Source organism: Novipirellula sp., from assembly GCF_041583735.1.
In the GTDB taxonomy this organism is placed as follows: domain Bacteria; phylum Planctomycetota; class Planctomycetia; order Pirellulales; family Pirellulaceae; genus Novipirellula.
In genome coordinates, this window is record NZ_JBFHFD010000607.1 from 1 (window position 1) to 5312 (window position 5312).

Sequence of the window (5312 nt, forward strand, 5' to 3'; positions counted from 1 at the left end):
CCCGATAGCCCAAAGAACAGCGACACGCTGCCTGAGGCTGATTCGTTCGCACTGCAGTGCATGCTGAGCACGTCCTTTTTGGGCATCAGATAGTTCATCACCGTGAACACGCCCTTCTTCATTTCGCCAGCGTACTGGGTCCCCAAAATCACGAACTCACCATGCCTGAACGACAAGTCCACGCTCGTCGTGCTGGTCATTTGCGCGGTGTAGGGGTTGGCGGGGAACGAACCGGCATTAAAAATGGTGATGTCGGGTTCGCCAAACGTTTGCAGTTCTTCGGTGGTGGGACGGATCAGCATGTTGTGCATAAACAGGGCATGGTACGCACTTTCGGCAATCACGCGAATCTTTAACTGGTGGTCCGGGTCCCAGCCTGCGAATCCATCGAATACAAAAATTCGCGAGCGTGTATTTAAGTAATCGATCGCCCGCTGGCGATTGATCGCAAATGAGCGGTCGGTCAGCCGGATATTGACATCGCCCCACCATATATCGTTGCTGCTTTCGGGTTCGTCGACGATTCGCTTGTCTTTGGGACTTCGCCCGGTCTTGTCACCGCTACGAGTCGCGAGGGCTCCGGAGGCCGAAATCGCAGCGTGTTCATCGATAATTGCGTATTCGTACAACCGAGCTGGCGTCGCGTTGCGAATCACGTCAGAAACACGGATTCCGTACTCTTGCAAATCGATTGGATTAACACTCATCAGTAGCTCTCGCAAATACAGGGTAATCGTCAGGCCACATCGTACGGGGTACGCGATCATTCGCCAACTCGGTACAAATTTGACGGCTGGAAACAGGCACATAGCGATGAATAAGGGCGCATGGTTTGCAACAGCAACGTTTGCGACAGCAACGATTGCAACCGCATCGATTGCCATGGTCTGCCGTGTCCCTTCGCGGTCTGAATCTGAACGATCGCACCCCGTCCGCACTTCCAACGGAAAAACAACTTGAACACGGATTTCATCTCAGTTCGCGGTTGCCGCGTTCACAACCTACAAAACATCGACGTCGATATCCCTCGAGGGAAATTGGTCGCGTTCTGTGGCGTTTCGGGCAGCGGCAAAACATCGCTGGCGATCGACACGCTGTACGCCGAGGGCCAGCGTTGCTACATCGAAAGCTTCTCGGCGTACACTCGCCAATTCCTGGCTCGGTTGGACAAGCCCGATTGCGACTCGATCGACGGAATTCCTCCGGCGATCGCGGTCACACGTGCTGGCGGATCGAAAACCAATCGCAGCACTGTCGGAACGACGACCGAGATCGCGGATCACCTGCGACTGTTGTTCGCCAAAGCAGCAACGCTGATCTGTCATAACTGTGGCAATCCCGTTCGCAGCGATGACCCGGCGGTGATTGCCGAAGAGATGCTGCAATCCGCCGATCGCTCGCGGGCCATGATCACGTTTCCTGTTTGGTTGCCCGACCGACAAGCGGCCAGCGAGATTTTGCTGGGATTGCAGCAAGACGGCTACGTGCGATTGGTCGTCGGCGAGCAAACATTTCACCTTTCGGATTCCGACCGATTGGCGCTCGCGAGAAAGGTGGGCAAAAAAGGAATCGAGTGCTTTGTGATCGTCGACCGCGTCTCGGCCGACACCGATTTGACGCGATTGACCGAGTCGCTGGAAAACGCGATGGGCGAAGGCCACGGCCGCGCGGTCCTCTTTTCCGAAGCCGGTGACGACTCGGCGTCCGATGCCAATGGTTCCACGAACGTCGTCGACATTGATTCGCGATCCTGGTTGCGGCGGACGATCAGTCGTGATCGTCGATGCGATGCGTGTGACATCGATTATCCCGATCCGGTGCCACGGTTGTTCAATTTCAACAATCCGTTGGGCGCATGCCCGACCTGTGAAGGGTTTGGTGACGTCGTCGATGTCGATATGGACTTGGTCGTGCCCGATAAATCGGTGTCACTGGCTGACGGAGCGATCGCACCTTGGAACACGCCGTCGTACAAACACGAGTTAACGGAACTGCTCGAATTGGCCTCGGACTACGACATCCCTGTCGACGTACCCTATTCGAAGCTAAAGAAAAAGCATTTGAAGTGGATTATCGGTGGAGTGCCGGAACGTAACTTTGGCGGACTCGATGGTTTCTTTGATTGGTTGGACCGCAAGAAATACAAAATGCATATTCGCATTTTTGCTTCCCGATACCGCAGTTACCATCTGTGTCCCACCTGTGACGGAAAACGTTTTAATCCGCTCGCCCTTTCCTATTACGTGGGCGACAAAAACGTCGCCGACGTGTTGTCGATGCAAGCGGACGACGCGGATGCGTTTTTTGCGAGTGTGAAACTAGAAAAACGCGAAGCCAAAATCGCTGCCGAACCGCTGACCCAAATTCGCGACCGCATCGGTTACTTGCAAACTGTCGGACTCGGTTATCTGCAACTCGATCGAACGCTGCGAACGCTTTCGGGAGGCGAGACACAGCGGGTTGCTTTGACCGCGGCGCTCGGCAGCAGTCTGGTCAACATGCTGTACGTGTTGGACGAACCGACGGCTGGACTTCACCCGGCGGATGTCGAAACGCTAGTCGGAGCAATCCTGGGTTTGCGTGATCGCGGCAATACCGTAATCGTCGTGGAACATGACGAGACGATGATTCGTACGGCCGACGAGGTACTCGAAATCGGACCGACCGCAGGCAAATCCGGTGGCAAAGTGATGTTTCAAGGAACGACGAAACAGCTTTTGGCCGCCAAAGACAGTTTGACAGGCCAATTTTTGACGGGCGAACGTGGATGGACATTGCGAGACCGCGAGGTTCGTACGCCGCGAGGCACGATTTCGCTCAAAGGTGCCAGTGGACATAACTTGCAAAATGTCGATGTCGACTTTCCACTCGGCGTGTTGTGTTTGGTCACCGGCGTCTCGGGCAGCGGCAAAAGCTCGCTCGTTCAAGACACGCTGTACGGTGCGATCCGAACTCGCAAAGCATCCGATTCGACACCGGCGTTGCCGTTTGCATCGATTACAGGGCTTGGCCAAATCGACGAATGCATGTTGATTGACCAATCGCCGATCAGCAAAAGTGCTCGCAGTTGCCCGGTGACTTATGTCAAAGCGTTTGATGCGATTCGCAAAGTGTTTGCCGATACGGTCGATGCGAGAACGCGAAACCTTGTCGCCGGCCACTTTAGTTTTAACAGCGACAAAGGTCAGTGTCCCGAATGCGAAGGGGCCGGTGTGCTGCAAATCGACATGCAGTTTTTGGCGGACGTGACGATGCGATGTCCGAGCTGCCAAGGATCACGATATCGCGACGATATTTTGAAAGTACGTTATCGCGATCGCACGATTGCCGATGTGTTAGAGATGAGTGTGCGTGAAGCGGTCTCGTTCTTTCGTGGCGAAGAGAAGGCACAAACACGGCTGCAGCGTCTAACCGATGTGGGGCTTGACTACATTAAACTCGGGCAACCCGGTCCGACGCTGTCCAGCGGCGAAGGCCAGCGGTTGAAACTGGCCGCGTTTCTCGCTTCGGCTTCACGTCGTCGAACGCTGTTCATTTTGGATGAACCGACAACGGGACTACATTTTGCCGACATCGTGCGGCTGGTTGATTGTTTTGATGCCTTGATCGCCGACGGTCATTCATTGGTCGTGGTCGAGCACAACGCGATGTTGATGCAAGCGGCCGATTACATCATCGACCTCGGGCCTGGGGCCGCCAGTGCCGGCGGACGCGTCGTCGCGACGGGAACGCCCGCGGAGATCATCAAATGCAAAGAGAGCGTGACCGGCGCGGTATTAAAAGCCGCACGTCGGGCATAGTCGCCTATCGCTCCGCGAAAGTAGCGTGCAGCATGTGATTCCCGTGAACCGTGGGTCGTAAGGCACCGGGTCCTACAGCAGACCCGGCCGCTTACGCGTCACGGCTCACCCAACGAAGCGACATTGCGATTCGCGTTACGATGCGGCCGCGGCAGCTGCGATTTCTTTGGCCGAACGCCGTGTTCGACGTCGCGGCTTGGCGCTGGCCCATTCTTTGGTCATCGCCTCGAAGACGTCGGGGGTCTCGTAACGCACGATCGTCTTGCCTTCGGGCATCGGGCCGATCAGCCCGCGAAACACCGGCATCCCACGCAGTTCCAAATCGGTACTGCAGTCATCCGTCCCGATTTGAACGTGCATCTTTAGAAGCGGATCACTCGTTGGATAGTCATGGATCAACAACGAACCGTCGCGACCGCGTGCGACGACGCGGAAAGTGTCTTTTTTGGCCATGGTGCCTCCGGGAGGGGGTGGATGCTTGGCGCATTGAAATGGGAGATACAAGGTTGCTTGGCCATAGGAACGCCGACGCGGACCAAGAGACACGCTGCGATAAAGGGAGGGCACCGCATTGTGCATCATTTCAGGACTGGTACGCGTCGACGTTCATTGACTCGCCGACATTTTTTCGCTGTCTAAAACAACGAACCGAGGAGGGTGTTCTCGGGATGCTGCAAGAAGACCGGAGGAGGTCTGCCAGGCTAAATGTATTCATCGTCGCGTGACGCGAGAAAGTCGAAGAAAGAATGCGGCGTCCGCGCACCAGGACGAACGCGTGCAACTTGCACAATGTGCTTCAGACGGCGCCACCGCACCAAGACGGCACGAGCCCAACAATCGTGCATTGCTGTGAAGCAATCTTTCACCGTTTGCAAGAAATCGCTTGACATGCACTATCGTGGATCTTGCGAATTTGTTTCGCAACTGCCGCGATCGATAACGCAACCCTTATAAGCTGCGGATGCAGTTAGATTAACATTTGATGACAGACTGGAAGCTTATCCCACGTGAACACAGGCTGGAAGCCTATGCTACGTTTGTTTACGGGATCACTTCGGTTTGCACGCTGTCGACGCCGCCAGGGCCGCGACGGCTGACCGATTCCACATTCAACTCGAATGTTTGCGGTTGATTGCTACTCATCACGATATCGTACTCAACCGTCTCATTGGGACGCATCGATCGGATATCAGCCAAGTAGATTGCACCCGCTTTGACATCGAATTCGCCGCCAGAAGGACTCCGCCGCTGTGTAACCCGTTCGACCGCCACACCCGGTGGCAAGTTGAACCGCACACTGACTTCGCCATCCACTTGATCCGAATCATTTGTGACACGCAGCGTGTAGCGAATCGGTTGCCCGACGCGAACAGGATTGTCACGACCACAACTCTCGACGTGAACTCGATCCGATTTCGCCGGCCCTGAGGGTAATGCCGGAGCCACGGGCCCCGTATCAGGCGTGGGTGGCAGTTGGCCTGGACCACCGGGGATTGTCGGTGGCGTTGTCGC

Annotated in this window: 3 protein-coding genes and 1 pseudogene; 1 reads left to right on the plus strand and 3 read right to left on the minus strand. The window is 55.7% G+C overall.

Translation table 11 applies throughout. The features are described from left to right. Window positions 1-707 (minus strand): phosphoenolpyruvate carboxykinase (ATP) (locus tag ABX962_RS29320; protein ID WP_372724833.1); only part of this gene is annotated, 707 nt, incomplete at its 3' end. A gap of 249 nt (window positions 708-956) precedes the next feature. Between ABX962_RS29320 and uvrA the strand changes: the two genes are divergently transcribed. Next, window positions 957-3800 carry an excinuclease ABC subunit UvrA gene (gene uvrA, locus ABX962_RS29325; protein WP_372724835.1) on the plus strand — a complete coding sequence of 948 codons (2844 nt, stop codon included), beginning with the start codon at window positions 957-959 and terminating at the stop codon, window positions 3798-3800. Window positions 3801-3935: 135 nt separating this feature from the next. Here uvrA and ABX962_RS29330 read toward each other — a convergent pair whose 3' ends face one another. Both ABX962_RS29330 and ABX962_RS29335 read right to left on the minus strand, forming a co-directional pair. Beyond that, complete coding sequence (locus ABX962_RS29330; protein ID WP_008703314.1) at window positions 3936-4253, minus strand: hypothetical protein; 318 nt, start codon at window positions 4251-4253, stop codon at window positions 3936-3938. Between the two features lie 588 nt (window positions 4254-4841). Beyond that, a pseudogene (locus tag ABX962_RS29335) lies at window positions 4842-5312 on the minus strand (hypothetical protein); the annotation flags it as partial.